Below are 13,310 nucleotides of genomic sequence, written 5' to 3'. Positions count from 1 at the left end.
CTCGATCTTCCGGTGAAACATGAATAAAGAGTGAATCGCGATTTTGTTGTGTTAATTAAGCCGCAGTGACCGGCAGGGTATGAACATGAATTTCACACGGACGCTTTTCCCTCTGAGCATGCTCCTCCTGTCGGGCTGCGTGGTCGGCCCCGATTACCAGAAGCCCGACACCGCGCTTCCGGCCAAATTCACCGAGAGCAAGACATCGAGCGCCGAGAACGTGACGCTCAATCCGTGGTGGGAATCCTTCCGCGACAAGCGGCTGAACAGCCTTGTGCATCAGGGCATTGGCGAAAACCTCTCCGTATTGACGGCGCTTGAGCGCATTACCGCGGCCGAGCAGGGCGTGGTCGTCGCTGGCGCTGGCTCGCTGCCGAGCCTCGGCGCTTCGGCGGGAGCGACGGCAAAGGGTGGGCATAACAATGGCACCGGCGAGACCCGGACGCTGAGCGCCGGGGCGGATGCTTCGTGGCTTCTCGACTTCTTCGGCCAGTACCGCCGCGCCAAGGAGTCCGCCAACGCTTCGCTCGACGCCGCCTATGATAATGTCAATGTGGCGCGGCTTGCCTACCTCTCCGATCTCGTATCGAGCTATGTGAACGCCCGCTACTATCAGGAAGCACTGGCGCTGAACCGCAAGAACCTGGAATCGCGCCGCGAGACCCTGAAGCTGACAAACGAGATCAAGGAAGCGGGCGCCGCTTCGAGCCTTGATGTGCTGCAGGCCGAAGGCCTCGTCAACCAGACGCTCGCCGACCTGCCGGCCCTTGAAACCGGCTTCCTGCAGTCGGCCAACCATATCGCTACCCTTCTTGGCGTGCCGGCCGGCACGATCACGGCCAGCCTCACCAAGGGCTCAGCGCAGCCGATGCCGCGTTATTCGACGCGCGTCGGCGTGCCGGCCGATCTCATCCGCAACCGTCCCGATATCCGCTCGGCCGAGCGTCTTCTGCAGGCCGCGACGGCACAGATCGGCGTTGCCGAGGCCGACCTCTATCCGAGCATCGAGCTGGGCGGCTCCATCGGCGCATCGCGGATCTTCCCCGGCGCAACGAACGCAACGAGCTGGTCCTTCGGCCCCTCCCTGACCCTGCCGATCTTCAACGGCGGCGCGCTCAGGGCCCAGGTCAAGATCGCCCGCTCCGAAGCCGAACAGCAGTACCTGGCCTGGAAGTCGACGGTGCTGAACGCGGTGGAAGAAGTCGAGAACGCCCAGAGCGCGCTGATCCGCGACGGCCAGACGGTCGCCGCCCTGCGCAAGGTCGTGCAGTCCTACGAGCAGACGCTGAACCTCGCCCGCGAAAGCTATCGCGGCGGCGCCAGCACGATCCTCGACGTGCTCGACGCAGAACGCAACGTCGCCTCGGCCCGCCTGTCGCTCGCTTCGGCGATCCGCCAGCTTGCCCGCGACTATGTCTCGCTCAACGTCGCGATCGGCGGCGGCGCGGAGATCGGTTCGCCGACCGTCGCCAGCCGGTAAGCAGTCGGGCGGTCGCCGGGCGCCTCATCCGGCGGCATATATATAATGAGAGAATTCCAAGCGGCGGTCCGGCCTAGGCGGGACCGCCGCTTTCGGTTTCGAAGAACATGTCGAGCGCGGCGGCCGTGCGGCCGTAATGCTCGCGCAGAGCCGCCGCCGCGCCCTTCCCGTCGCGCGCGAGCGCCAGCTCCATCAGCCGGCGATGCTCGCCCTCGACATCGCGCGCCCCGCCGGAGACGCTGATCGACATGCGCCGGTAACGATCGGCCCGCGAAAACAGCTTCTCGCAGATTTCCAGAAGGATCGGCGATCCGCAGGCCGAGATCAGCGCCGCATGGAAGGCGGCGTGCCGCTCCTCCCAGTCCTCCCGGATCGCCGAGGGAATGTCCTCGCGCACCTGCGGGATGCGCGCGAGAAGGTGGTGGGCGGCGATCACCCGCACCTCCCAGTCCGCATCCCCCTTTTCCACCGCCAGCCGCAGCGCTTCGCTCTCGCAAAGCTGCCGGGCCGCCGTGATATCGCGCAGCTCTTCGAGCGACAGTGTCGCAACGCTGTAGCCGCGATGATCGTCGAGGACCGTGAAGCCTTCCGCCGTCAACCGCGCCAGCGCCTCGCGCACCGGCGTCACGCTCATGCCGCAGAGCGCCTGCAGATCGGCGAAGCGCAGCCGGTCGCCGGGCTTGAACCGCGCCGAGCGGATCGCCTGCCGGATCGCCTCGTAGGCATCGCCCGCCAGCGTCCGCCCGCCTGCCCGCTTCTGGTCCGTCTGACTGCGCATCTTATAAACTCGCAAGGATTTTCGAAAATCGTTGACTTCATGTAAAACCGGATGGAAGGTACGCGCAACCGAAATCGGCAAGGCCGGCACTCAACGGAGGATACTATGAAGCTGGTGCGCTTTGGCGCGGCGGGCGCGGAAAAGCCCGGACTGATCGACGCGGACGGCAAGATCCGTGACCTTTCCGGCGTGGTGCCGGACATTGCCGGCGAGGTTCTCGGCCGCGCCGGGCTGGAGCGCCTGCGCGCCATCGACCCGAAGAGCCTGCCGCTCGCCCCGGAAGGTAGCCGCTACGGCGCCTGCGTCGGCCGCGTCGGCAATTTCATCGCCGTCGGCCTCAACTATGCCGACCACGCCGCCGAAAGCGGCATGGCCGTTCCGAGCGAGCCGGTGCTCTTCAACAAGGCTCCGTCCTGCATCGTCGGCCCGGACGATACGGTCCTCATTCCCCGCGGCTCGGAAAAGACCGACTGGGAAGTCGAGCTGGCCGTCGTCATCGGCGAGCGCGCTTCCTATGTGTCGGAAGCCGAGGCGCTGGACTATGTCGCCGGCTACTGCGTGTGCAACGACGTTTCCGAGCGCGCCTACCAGATCGAGCGCGGCGGCCAGTGGACCAAGGGCAAGGGCTGCCCGACCTTCGGCCCGATCGGCCCCTGGCTGGTCACGAAGGACGAGGTGGACACAAGCGACCTCGCCATGAAGCTCAGCGTCAACGGCGAGCTGGTGCAGAACGGCTCGTCCAGCACCATGGTCTTCAAGGTGCCCTTCCTCGTGCACTACATCTCGCAGTTCATGATCCTGGAACCCGGCGATATCATCACCACCGGCACGCCGCCCGGCGTCGGCATGGGCATGAAGCCCCCGCGCTACCTCAAGCCCGGCGACCGCATGGAAGTCTCCATTGCCGGCCTCGGCGTCCAGCGCCAAGCCGTGGCGGCCGGCTGACCCGGCCGGGAATTGCCTGGAAACAGACGGATAAAGCGAGAGGGGCCTTGAAGGCCCCTCTTTCGTCTCGGCTATCAGTGCACCGTGGCGGGCGACATGTCCTCGTCGAGGATGCGGAAGGCCTCGTCCAACGCGGCCACCAGAATGTCCGTCAGTTCGTCGGCATCGTTTTCGAGAAGGAAGAGCGCAACCGTTGCATTGTCCGGATCGCTGTAGCGCTCGAGGTCGTTCGACATGTCATTGTCCCCTTTCCAGCCGGCACCATCCCGGTTAACGGAAAGCTTAGGGACGCAGGCTTGCGTCTGGCTTGTGCCGGAAAGACACAAGGTCTGCAAGGTCAAAACATCAGCCGCACCAGGATTGGTGCCGCCCCGCCCAGGGCCGGGCAAAGCCTTCGCGCACCAGCCTCTGGCCGATGGACTGGCCGCCGCGCATCACGATATGCGGCGCCGCTCCCGCCTTGCCGGCGGCGCGGCTCCTTGCCGCCACCAGCGATACATCGCCCTCGTTGAGGATCTCGCGCAGCCGCAGCTTGGCGTCCCCGCCCCGCGAGCGCTCTGCATCGCAGCGCGCATCGGAAATCGACGGCGCATCGATATCGGCCAGCCGCACCTTGCGCCCGGCATAGAGGATCGTGCTGCCGTCCAGCACGCAATAATCGGTCTGCGTCGTGCAGATGAACCATTTCCCCGCAAAAGGCGGCAGCTTCTCGGCCGCCGGCAGCTTCTGCTCCACCCGTTCGGCCGGCGTCGGCATGGCGCGCACCAGCGCCGTCTCGCGCGCGGGCTTCTTCTCCCCGCGCTCGATGGAAGCGGTGCGGATCGCCGCCGCGCCCTTCTCGGGGCCGGGCGTCCAGTTGTCCATGTAGAGAATGCCGCCGACAAGCGCCGCGCCGAGCACATACCAATGCGCCATGCCGCCGCCGCGCCGCGCGCCGGAGCGCTTCGCTCCCGAGGCCTTCTTTCGCCGGGTCGTCTTCTTCGCCATCGTCTGTCTCCTGCACGGGACATTGCGACGATCTCTTGAAGATATGGTTACCGATCGCCGACCGGCCGGGATGCGGCCGCCATACACGAAAAATTGTCATCCGCTTTGTTGCCGCGCGCGCCAGACTTGATAGAAGCCCGGCTGCAATCTGACAGGAGATTTCAGTGAAGCTCTACTACAAGGCAGGCGCCTGCTCCCTCGCGCCGCATATCGTCCTCAGCGAAGCCGGCTCTTCCTATACGCTCGAAGCCGTCGACCTGAAGGCCAAGAAGACCGAGCACGATGCCGACTATTTCGGGATCAATCCGCGCGGCGCCGTCCCGGCGCTGGAAGTGGAGCCCGGCGTCGTCATCACGCAGAACGCCGCGATCCTCCAGTATATCGGCGATCGTTCCGACGTTCCCGCCTTCAAGCCCGCCTACGGCACGCTGGAGCGCGCCCGGCTGCAGGAAGCCCTCGGCTTCTGCTCCGACCTGCACGGCGCCTATGGCGGCCTCTTCGCACCCAACCTTTCGGACGAGGCGAAGGCCGGCGTGATCGCCAACATCAACCGTCGCATGGGCCAGTTCGAGGCGATGCTGTCGGACGACAAGCCCTACTGGCTCGGCGATTTCACCCAGGCCGATGCCTATGCCTCCGTCATCATCGGCTGGGGCGTCGGCCTCAAGCTCGACCTCGGCGCCTATCCGAAGGCCCTGAAGCTGCGCGAACGCGTCATGGCGCGCCCGAAGGCACAGGCCGCCCTGAAGGAAGAAGGCCTCCTCTGATATCCGCGGACCGGAGGCTTCGGCCCCCGGTCCCGCTTCCGGCCCAAACAGCCGATGCCCTGGGCGAATGCCCGAAGCTCCCCCAAACAAGCTTTTGAATTTAAAGCTGTCGGTACGAGCCGAACGCTTCGGCCGCTGCACCTCCCCTTTCCCTCACTTCAAAAAAGACCGGCATTTCGCTCGTCGTGACGACGCACGGGGCTTGACTCTTTGTAATTTGATGCTTGTTATAACACTCGACAGATTGTTGGAGTGAACTAGGAACTTTCATCCATGACCGTGCACCAAATTACGCGTCACGCCCTTATCGGGCGTCTGGCGGACCCCTCCCTGTTGCGTCATCAGGCCTATATCGACGGGCAATGGGTGAATGCCGATGGCGGCGATACGGTCACCGTGACCGATCCGGCGACGGGCATCGAGATCGGCACGGTACCGAACATGGGCGCCGCCGAGACCCGCCGCGCCATCGAGGCGGCGGAAGAAGCCCGTCATGGCTGGGCGGCGCTGGCTGCCAAGGACCGCGCCGTCGTGCTGCGCCGCTGGTTCGACCTGATCGTCGCAAACCTTCCCGATCTCGCGTCCATCATGACCGCCGAGCAGGGCAAGCCGCTGACCGAGAGCCAGGGCGAAATCCGCTATGCCGCTTCTTTCGCCGAATGGTTCTCGGAAGAGGCCAAGCGTGCCTATGGCGACCTGATCCCCGCCCCGCGCGCCCAGTCCCGCATCATGGTGCTCAAGCAGCCTATCGGCGTCGTCGCCGCCATCACGCCGTGGAACTTCCCCTCGGCCATGATCACCCGCAAATGCGCCCCGGCCTTCGCCGCCGGCTGCTCCGTCGTGGTCAAGCCCTCCGAATTCACGCCCTATTCGGCGCTGGCGCTGGCCGAGCTTGCCGAACGCGCCGGTATTCCCAAGGGCGTCTTCAACATCGTTACGGGTGACGCAACGGCCATTGGCGGCGAGATGACCTCTAGCCCGATCGTGCGCAAGATCAGCTTCACCGGCTCCACCCGCGTCGGCAAGCTGCTGATGGAACAGTCGGCCAGCACCGTGAAAAAGGTGGCGATGGAGCTCGGCGGCAATGCCCCCCTCATCGTCTTCGAAGACGCCGATCTCGACGTCGCCGTGCAGGGCGTCATCAACGCGAAATTCCGCAACACCGGACAGACCTGCATCTGCCCGAACCGCATCTATGTGCATGAAAACGTCCACGACGCCTTCGTCGCCCGCCTTTCGGCAGCCGTCGGTGCGCTGAAGGTCGGCGACGGCTTCGTCGACGGCGTGCAGCAGGGCCCGCTGATCAACGAAGCGGCTCTCACAAAGGTCGAACGTCATGTGGCGGACGCACTCGGTAAGGGCGCGAAGGTGGCCACCGGCGGCAAGCGCCACGGCCTCGGCCAGACCTTCTTCGAGCCGACCGTGCTGACGGATGTCGATGCCACCATGCTCTTCGAGAGCGAGGAGACCTTCGGTCCCGTCGCCCCGGTCCAGCGCTTCTCCGATGAGAAGAGCGTCATCAAGGCCGCGAACGCCACCGCCTCCGGCCTTGCCGCCTACATTTTCACCCGCGACCTCGACCGCATGTGGCGGGTCGCCGAGCAGATCGAGTCCGGCATTGTCGGCGTCAACGAGGGCCTGGTGTCGAACGAGGTCGCGCCCTTCGGCGGCGTGAAGGAATCCGGCATCGGCCGCGAAGGCTCCAAATACGGCATCGAGGAATTCCTCGAGCTCAAATACGTCTGCATCACCCAATCGGCAGCCTGACGGCCCGCCGGAAATGCAGCCCGCCGGCAATGGTGCCTGCGGGCCTCACCTGAATGCGCATGAAAAGGGGAAATACATGAAACTTGCGAATTCACTGAAACTGGGAGTTCTCGCCTGCGCGACCGCGCTGATGGGCGCCATGTCCTTCGCCGGCACCGCCGAGGCCGGTGCCGCGCTCGACGCCATCAAGGCCCGCGGCAATCTCGTCTGCGGCGTCGGCCAGGCCGTTCCGGGCTTTTCCGCTCCTGCTGCCAATGGCGAGCTCGCCGGCATCGACGTCGACTACTGCAAGTCCATGGCTGCCGCTATTCTCGGCGACGCCTCCAAGGTGACCTACCGCCAGACCTCCTATTCCGAGCGTTTCGTCCTGCTTTCCTCGGGCGAGATCGACGTGCTGGCGCACGACACGACGACCACGCTCAACCGCGAAGGCGCCCAGAGCGCGCGTTTCGCCTCGCCGAACTATTTCGACGGCTACACCTTCATGGTGCCGAAGTCGCTCGGCGTCGACAGCCCGGACCAGCTTGCTGACGCCACCGTCTGCATCCTGCAGGGTTCGACCTTCGAAGTGAACACCGAGAACTTCTTCAAGTCGCGCGGCCTCAACTACACGCCGCTCGTCCTCAGCGCCTGGGAACAGCTCGACGCGGCCTTCTTCGGCGGTCGTTGCGACGCCTTCGGCGGCAACTACGGCAACCTCGCCGGCTCGCGCGCGGGCAACGGCAATGTCGACGACTACATCATCTTCCCGAACTTCATCACGCTGGAGCCCTACGCACCGGCCGTGAAGAGCGGTGACGAAGAACTCTTCCTCGTCGCGCGCTGGGTCATGTTCGCCCTCGTCGAAACCGAACGTCTCGGCATCACGCAGGCCAATGTCGCGGATCTCGCCAAGAACTCCCCGGATCCGGAAGTCAAGCAGCTGCTCGGCACGACCCCGGGCAACGGCAAGGATCTCGGCCTCTCGGAAGACTGGGTTGTCAAGATCGTCTCGTCCGTCGGCAACTACGGCGAGAGCTTCGAACGCAATCTCGGCAAGGCTTCGCCCCTCAAGCTCGACCGCGGTCTCAACGACCTGTGGACGAAGGGCGGTCTCATGTATGCGGCCCCGTTGCGTTGATGCGTAGCGAGCGCCTTCAAAACGCGCTGTTTGTCGCGGCAGCCATCGCAGTTCTTGCGTGGCTGTCGCACAATCTTGCGTCCAACCTCGCCGCCCGCGGCATCAGCATCGACTACGGCTTCCTGTGGAGCGCCACGTCGTTCCCGATCGGCGAGTCGCTGATCTCCTTCGGGTCGGGCGACACCTATTTCCGGGCGCTGCTCGTCGGGTTGCTCAACACGGTCAAGCTGGCGCTTGCCGCCATCGTGCTCTCCACCCTGCTCGGCATCCTGATCGGCCTTGCGGGCCGCACCGCCCACCCGCAGCTCCGTGCCCTCGCGAAAGCCTATATCGAGGTGACGCGCAACACGCCGCTGCTGCTCATCCTCGTCGTCTGCGCCACCGCCGTCCGCGTTCTGCCGCCGCCGCGCCAGGCCTGGACCTTCGGGGAATCCATCTTCATTTCCAGCCGAGGCCTCTATATCCCGACGGTGCTCGTCGGCGATGCAGGTCCGGTCCTTGCCGCCGTCGCCGTGCTGGCCCTCGCCTGCGGCTTCCTCTTCTGGCGCGCCATGGTGCACGGCCGCAACGAGACGGGGCACTTCCCGCGGCCCGCGACCAGCGGCCTGTTCCTCTCGGCCGCCGCGCTCATCGGCGTCATCGTCTATGCGCTCGGCTGGGGCGAGATCCAGAAGCCGACGCTGATGGGCTTCAACTTCCGCGGCGGCATGGGCATGACGCCGGAATATCTGGCAATGCTGGTGGGGCTCTCGTTCTATACGTCCGGCTTCATCGCCGAGATCGTGCGGGGCAGCCTCGCCGCCCTGCCCAAAGGCCAGTCGGAGGCCGCCCATTCGCTCGGCCTCAGCCCCATCCTGACGCTCTATCTGGTGCTCGCCCCGCAGGCGATGCGGCTCATGCTGCCGCCGCTCGCCAACCAGTATCTCAACGCCATCAAGAACACGACGCTCGCCGTTCTCATCGGCTATCCGGACCTGGTTTCCGTCGGCAACACCGCGCTCAACCAGACCGGCCGGGCCATCGAGACCGTGTCCATCTACCTTCTGATCTACCTGTCGCTCAGCCTCGTGACCTCCGCGGTCATCCGCTGGCTGGAAAAGCGCGCGCAACTGGTGAAGTCATGAGCGAAATTACCGCCGCACTCCCCCGCCCCTCCAATGGCGGCCTCGCCGGCTGGCTGCGCCCCTACTTTAATCCGTGGCCGCATGCCCTGCTGACGGTGGCGATCACCGGCAGCCTCGTCTACGTCCTCGCGCGCTTCTACCGCTGGGCCGTCACCGATGCCGTGTTCGGACAAGCCTCTCCCGATACCTGCCGCGCGGCGGCGGGCGCCTGCTGGGCCTTCCTGCACGAGCGCTACCACATCATCCTCTTCGGCAGCTATCCGGCCGACCAGTACTGGCGCCCGACGCTCGCCGTCGTGCTGGTGCTCGCGATCCTCATCCTCAGCGGCTTCCGCCGCTTCTGGAAACCGGCGCTCGCGCTCGCCTGGATCGCCGTCATGGTGATCAGCCTCGTCCTGATGGGTGGCGGCATCCTCGGCCTGCCCTCGGTTTCCACCAGCCGCTGGGGCGGCCTGCCGCTCACCGTCGGCCTTTCCGCCTTCGGCATCGTGCTCGCCCTGCCGCTGTCGGTCTTCATTGTGCTCGGCCGCCGCTCCAAGGCCGCCGTCATCCGCCGATTCTGCTCGCTCTATGTGGAGATCGTGCGCGGCCTGCCGCTGATCGCGGTGCTATTCATCGCCTCAACCATGCTGCCCTTCCTGCTGCCCGGCGGCAACCTGATCGACAATATCCTGCGCGCGCAGGTGGCGCTGATCCTCTTCCAGGCGGCCTATCTGGCAGAAGCGATCCGCGGCGGTCTCGAAGCCGTGCCGCGCGGCCAGTCGGAGGCCGGCCACAGCCTCGGGCTTTCCAGCGGCCTGATCTCCCGCCTCATCGTGCTGCCGCAGGCCTTCCGCATCGCGCTGCCGGCGATCATCAACACCTTCATCGAGTCCATCAAGGACACGACGCTGATCAGCATCATCGGCCTCATCGACGTGCTTGGCGGAGCACGCGGGGCCATCGCCGACGGCGCATGGCTGGGCTTCTACCGCGAGGCCTACCTTGTCGTCGGCGGTGCCTTCTTCATCTTCTGCTTCATCCTCTCCCTCCATTCCCGCCGCCTCGAGCGGGAGTTCTCCAGCGAGAAGCACTAGGCATGGACAGGAAGGAAATCGCGCTGGCGGACGGCGGCTCCATGCCCACCTACCGGACGCTCGTCCAGGATACCCTCAACGAGCAGATCTACCAGCAGATCAAGGAGAAGCTGATCATCGGGGAATTCCGCCCCGGTGACCGGCTGGTCCTCAGAAACCTCGCCGCCGCCCTCGGAACCAGCGTGGTGCCCGTGCGCGATGCGCTGCAGAAGCTCGAAAGCCTCGGTGCCCTGCGGCTCGAGCGCACCTTCATCGTGCCGCTGCTGACCATCGCGGAACTCACGGAGATCCGCGATATCCGCGTGGCGCTGGAAGGCCTTTCCGCCGCCCGTGCGGCACGGGCGGCAACGCCCGAGAGCCTTGCGGGCCTGCGCGTCCATTTCGACGCCATGGCGGAAGCCGCGCACGCCAACGACACCAGCCGGTTCTTGCGTGCCAATGCCCGCTTCCACCTGCATATCGCCGACATGAGCAACTCGCCGATCCTGCGCGACATGATCGAACCGCTCTGGCTGCGCATGGGGCCATCGGTGCGCCTCGCCAAAGCAGAGCCCGGCAAGCTGACCGACGCCATTCCCGACCATGAGACGGCCTTCGCCGCCATCGCCGCAAACGACGCGGCGGCCGCGCGCAGGGCCGTCGTCTCCGACGTCGTCAACTGCTTCGGCATCCTCGCGGATTCCTTCCAGGGAGCGGACGAATGACGGCGCGGCTCGATACCGCGAAGGCCGAAGCCCTCGCCCTTCGCCATTTCGGCGTAGATGGCCGCGCGACGGAGCTTGGCGGCGAGCGCACCCAGAATTTCCGCATCCGCACGGCCGAGGGCGTTTCCTTTACGCTGAAGGTCTCGGACCCCGCGGAAAGCGCCGACGGCACGATGCTCGAAAGCGCCGCGCTTCTCCACATTGCGCACACCGCCCCTGATATCGCAGCCCCGCGCGTCGTGCCCGCCCTCACCGGCGAAGAGGCCGTCTTCCTCGGCACTGAAGATGGCCGCTACCTGCGCCTGCTGACCTATCTCGAAGGCACGCCGTTTTCCTTCATTGAGGCACCGACGCCAACACTGCGCCACGCCATTGGAGACGCCGTCGCCCGTCTCGACATGGCGCTGGCGAGCTTCTATCATCCCTTTTCGCGCGAGCGCGACCTCATCTGGGACGTCAAGCACATCGCCCGTCTGCGCCCCTTCCTGACGCTGATCGACGAGGCGCGCCGGCCGCTCGCCGAAGCCATGCTCGACCGCTTCGAGGCGGCCGCGGGGCCGCACATGGCCGCACTGCCCGCGCAGGCCGTCCATAGCGACATGAACGGCCAGAATATCCTCGTCGACAGCGATGCGACGGACCGTCTTTCCGGCTTCCTCGATTTCGGCGATCTCGTCCACGCGCCCCGTCTCGTCGATCTCGCCGGCGCGGCGCTGCTGCAGGTTCGCGGCGGAGAGGATGATCTGCGAGATGCCGCCGATGTCATCAGCGCCTATCACCGGGCCTCGCCGCTGGAGGCGCTGGAGATCGAGCTTCTGCCGGAATTCATGATCGCGCGCTGCGTGATCAATGTCGTGGTCACGGAAATCCTCGCGGACCGCGACCCGGTCAACCGCCCCTATATCATGAAGAACAATCCCGCCTCCTGGATGCGGCTGGAGCGGCTGTCGTCGTTTCCGCAAGATCCATTCAGGACCGCCCTCTAGAGAACGAAGGTGCATGCCATGAGCGTACCCGTGATGATCAACGCGTTCGACAGCGCGAACGCCGCAAACCTCGACGAGCGCACGCGCGATCTCGTGGAGCGCCGCCAGCGCGTCCTCGGCCAGCCCTACCGCATGTTCTATGAGGAGCCGGTGCATTTCGACTGGGCGAGCGGCGTGCGCCTTTACGATGCGGCGGGCAATGCCTATCTCGACGCCTATAACAACGTACCCTGCGTCGGCCATTGCCACCCGCGCGTCGTCGCGGCCATCGCCGAGCAGGCCGCACGGCTCAACGTGCACACGCGCTATCTCGACGAGAGCATCGTCGGCTATGCCGAGCGGCTGCTTGCCCATTTCCCGGCCGAGACCAACCGCCTGATGCTGACCTGCACCGGCAGCGAAGCGAACGACCTCGCCCTGCGTATCGCCCGCAACCACACCGGCGGCACCGGCTTCATCGTCACCGCCAACGCCTATCACGGCATCAGCCACGCGATTGCCGCCATGTCCCCGTCCCTCGGCCTGAACGTGCCGCTGGCCGTGGATGTGCGCACCGTCGCCGCGCCCGATCCGCGCCTTGCCGGGTCGCCGGAAGCGGTCGGCGCCTTCTTCGAGCGCGAGGTGCGCGCCGCCATCGCCGACATGCAGCGCCACGGCATCCGCCCCGCCGCTCTGCTGGTCGACACGATCTTCTCCAGCGACGGCGTCTTTTCGGAGCCGGCCGGCTTCCTTGCCGGCGCGGTCGCCGCGATCCGCGAGGCAGGCGGCCTCTTCATCGCCGACGAGGTTCAGGCCGGCTTCGGCCGCATGGGCTCGCATATGTGGGGCTTCCAGCGCCACGGGCTGGTGCCCGACCTCGTCACCATGGGCAAGCCCATGGGCAACGGCTATCCCATCGCCGGCGTCGTCGCGCGCGAGGAGGTGCTGGAACGCTTCGCCCGCGAGGCGCGCTACTTCAACACCTTCGGCGGCAACCCGGTCGCCTGCGCCGCAGCCACGGCGGTTCTCGATATCCTTCGGGACGAGGACCTGCTGGCGAATGCGTCGAAGGTCGGCGCGCATATGAAGGCCGGCTTCGAAACACTGGCCAAGCGCCACGGTGCCATCGGCAACGTCCGCGGCCAGGGTCTCTTCCTCGGCGTCGACATTCTCGGCGCCGACGGCGCGCCCTCTCCTGGCGCCGCGGGCGACCTCGTCAATGCGCTCCGCCGCCGCCGCGTGCTCATCAGCGCATCCGGGCCGCTCGGCCATGTGCTGAAGATCCGGCCGCCGCTGCCCTTCTCCATCGCCGACGCGGACGAGCTTTTGCAGGTCTGCGACGAGGTGCTGGCCACTCTTTAACGATCAACCGCGCGGCCGAGGAGGCAAGGCGCAGCAATGCAGGAGGATGCTCGATGGCGGGCGAAAATGTAGTACGTGCCGACGATCTCGATGCCGACACGACAAGAATGCAGGTCTCCGCAACGGACGTCGCCGTCGAGATCACCAACATGAACAAGTGGTACGGCGACTTCCACGTTCTGCGCGACATCAACCTCAAGGTCATGAAAGGCGAGCGCATCGTCATCGCCGGTCC

General features: G+C 65.9%; 13 protein-coding genes and 1 pseudogene. 11 read left to right on the top strand and 3 right to left on the bottom strand.

Annotated elements, in window-relative coordinates:
• The first annotated feature begins 85 nt into the window (after window positions 1-85).
• Window positions 86-1,480, top strand: coding sequence for an efflux transporter outer membrane subunit (locus DSD28_RS12870; protein WP_119257162.1), 1,395 nt, complete (start codon window positions 86-88; stop codon window positions 1,478-1,480).
• Between the two features lie 73 nt (window positions 1,481-1,553).
• On the opposite strand, the gene DSD28_RS12865 is transcribed toward DSD28_RS12870, so the two are convergent.
• Window positions 1,554-2,258, bottom strand: a complete 705-nt coding sequence (locus tag DSD28_RS12865) for a GntR family transcriptional regulator (RefSeq protein ID WP_119256814.1) — start codon at window positions 2,256-2,258, stop codon at window positions 1,554-1,556.
• A gap of 105 nt (window positions 2,259-2,363) precedes the next feature.
• Here DSD28_RS12865 and DSD28_RS12860 point away from each other — a divergent pair, with 105 nt between their 5' ends.
• Window positions 2,364-3,203, top strand: a complete 840-nt coding sequence (locus tag DSD28_RS12860) for a fumarylacetoacetate hydrolase family protein (RefSeq protein ID WP_119256813.1) — start codon at window positions 2,364-2,366, stop codon at window positions 3,201-3,203.
• Window positions 3,204-3,277: 74 nt separating this feature from the next.
• On the opposite strand, the gene DSD28_RS25915 is transcribed toward DSD28_RS12860, so the two are convergent.
• Together DSD28_RS25915 and DSD28_RS12855 are read right to left on the bottom strand one after the other, a co-directional pair.
• Window positions 3,278-3,439, bottom strand: coding sequence for a hypothetical protein (locus DSD28_RS25915; protein WP_162911383.1), 162 nt, complete (start codon window positions 3,437-3,439; stop codon window positions 3,278-3,280).
• A gap of 109 nt (window positions 3,440-3,548) precedes the next feature.
• A complete protein-coding gene (locus DSD28_RS12855) occupies window positions 3,549-4,190 on the bottom strand; it encodes a thermonuclease family protein (RefSeq protein ID WP_119256812.1) in 642 nt (213 codons plus the stop codon).
• A 164-nt stretch (window positions 4,191-4,354) separates the two neighbouring features.
• Here DSD28_RS12855 and gst point away from each other — a divergent pair, with 164 nt between their 5' ends.
• The 9 genes and pseudogenes from gst to DSD28_RS12810 form a co-directional block, all read left to right on the top strand.
• A complete protein-coding gene (gst, locus tag DSD28_RS12850) occupies window positions 4,355-4,957 on the top strand; it encodes a glutathione transferase (RefSeq protein ID WP_119256811.1) in 603 nt (200 codons plus the stop codon).
• A 273-nt stretch (window positions 4,958-5,230) separates the two neighbouring features.
• On the top strand, window positions 5,231-6,724 hold the full coding sequence (locus tag DSD28_RS12845; protein ID WP_119256810.1) for an NAD-dependent succinate-semialdehyde dehydrogenase: 1,494 nt from the start codon (window positions 5,231-5,233) through the stop codon (window positions 6,722-6,724).
• A 76-nt stretch (window positions 6,725-6,800) separates the two neighbouring features.
• Window positions 6,801-7,844, top strand: coding sequence for an amino acid ABC transporter substrate-binding protein (locus tag DSD28_RS12840; protein ID WP_162911382.1), 1,044 nt, complete (start codon window positions 6,801-6,803; stop codon window positions 7,842-7,844).
• Window positions 7,844-8,968, top strand: coding sequence for an amino acid ABC transporter permease (locus DSD28_RS12835; RefSeq protein ID WP_119256808.1), 1,125 nt, complete (start codon window positions 7,844-7,846; stop codon window positions 8,966-8,968). Before DSD28_RS12840 ends, DSD28_RS12835 begins: the two co-directional genes overlap by 1 nt.
• Window positions 8,965-10,044 (top strand): amino acid ABC transporter permease, encoded by a 1,080-nt coding sequence (locus DSD28_RS12830; protein WP_119256807.1) that lies wholly within the window; start codon window positions 8,965-8,967, stop codon window positions 10,042-10,044. The genes DSD28_RS12835 and DSD28_RS12830 overlap by 4 nt, the downstream gene beginning before the upstream one ends.
• A 2-nt stretch (window positions 10,045-10,046) precedes the next feature.
• On the top strand, window positions 10,047-10,748 hold the full coding sequence (locus tag DSD28_RS12825) for a GntR family transcriptional regulator (RefSeq protein WP_162911381.1): 702 nt from the start codon (window positions 10,047-10,049) through the stop codon (window positions 10,746-10,748).
• Entirely contained in the window at window positions 10,745-11,734 is a 990-nt protein-coding gene (locus DSD28_RS12820; protein WP_119256805.1) for a phosphotransferase, read from the top strand. Before DSD28_RS12825 ends, DSD28_RS12820 begins: the two co-directional genes overlap by 4 nt.
• An 18-nt stretch (window positions 11,735-11,752) precedes the next feature.
• Window positions 11,753-13,075 (top strand): aspartate aminotransferase family protein, encoded by a 1,323-nt coding sequence (locus DSD28_RS12815; RefSeq protein WP_119256804.1) that lies wholly within the window; start codon window positions 11,753-11,755, stop codon window positions 13,073-13,075.
• Window positions 13,076-13,128: 53 nt separating this feature from the next.
• Window positions 13,129-13,310: pseudogene (locus DSD28_RS12810) on the top strand (amino acid ABC transporter ATP-binding protein); the annotation flags it as partial.

Source organism: Shinella zoogloeoides, assembly GCF_003574625.1.
Classification (GTDB): Bacteria; Pseudomonadota; Alphaproteobacteria; order Rhizobiales; family Rhizobiaceae; genus Shinella; species Shinella zoogloeoides_A.
Note: the sequence above shows the minus strand (reverse complement) of the source record. Positions and strands in the feature narration are given on the sequence as shown.